We start from the raw sequence: 1,012 nt of genomic DNA, 5'->3' as shown, positions 1-1,012 counted from the left end.
CGCCATTCGTGCAGGTCGGAACTTACCCGACAAGGAATTTCGCTACCTTAGGATGGTTATAGTTACCACCGCCGTTTACTGGCGCTTAAGTTCTCCGCTTCGCCCCGAAGAGCTAACAGGTCCCCTTAACGTTCCAGCACCGGGCAGGCGTCAGTCCATATACATCGAATTACTTCTTCGCATGGACCTGTGTTTTTAGTAAACAGTCGCTTCCCCCTGCTCTCTGCGGCCATACAACGCTCCACCCGCAAAGGGGCTTCACGTCTCCGGCCCCCCTTCTCCCTAAGTTACGGGGGCAATTTGCCGAGTTCCTTAACCACAGTTCGCCCGATCGCCTCGGTATTCTCTACCTGACCACCTGTGTCGGTTTGGGGTACGGGCCGCTCAGAACTCGCTAGAGGCTTTTCTCGGCAGCATAGGATCACTGACTTCACCTGAATCGGCTCGGCATCACGTCTCAGCCTACATGTGTTGCGGATTTGCCTACAACACGGCCTACACGCTTACCCCGGCACAACCACCGGCCGGGCTCAGCTACCTTCCTGCGTCACCCCATCGCTTGACTACTACCCGCCAGGTTCCCACGCTCCCCACCCTCAACCCGAAGGTCTTGGATGGTTTGGGTGGTTAGCACAACGAGGTTCATCACGGGCGCTCCTTCGCGGGTACGGGAATATCAACCCGTTGTCCATCGACTACGCCTCTCGGCCTCGCCTTAGGTCCCGACTCACCCAGGGCGGATTAGCCTGGCCCTGGAACCCTTGGTCATCCGGCGGAAGGGTTTCTCACCCTTCTTTCGCTACTCATGCCTGCATTCTCACTCGTGCCGCGTCCACAACTAGGTCACCCCGCTGCTTCACCCCCGGCACGACGCTCCCCTACCCACCCACACACCTGCATACCCCATCAAGGAGGCACAAAGTATCGTGTGAGTGCCACAGCTTCGGCGGTGTGCTTGAGCCCCGCTACATTGTCGGCGCGGAACCACTTGACCAGTGAGCTATTACGCACT

General features: G+C 58.3%; 1 rRNA gene. It reads right to left on the bottom strand.

Annotated elements, in window-relative coordinates:
- Positions 1–1,012: ribosomal RNA gene (locus tag ACFYWL_RS31275) — 23S ribosomal RNA — on the bottom strand; the annotation flags it as partial.

It is taken from the genome of Micromonospora sp. NPDC002575, assembly GCF_042889525.1.
Taxonomy (GTDB): Bacteria; Actinomycetota; Actinomycetes; order Mycobacteriales; family Micromonosporaceae; genus Micromonospora; species Micromonospora carbonacea.
This window is presented reverse-complemented; position numbering and strand designations above follow the sequence as displayed.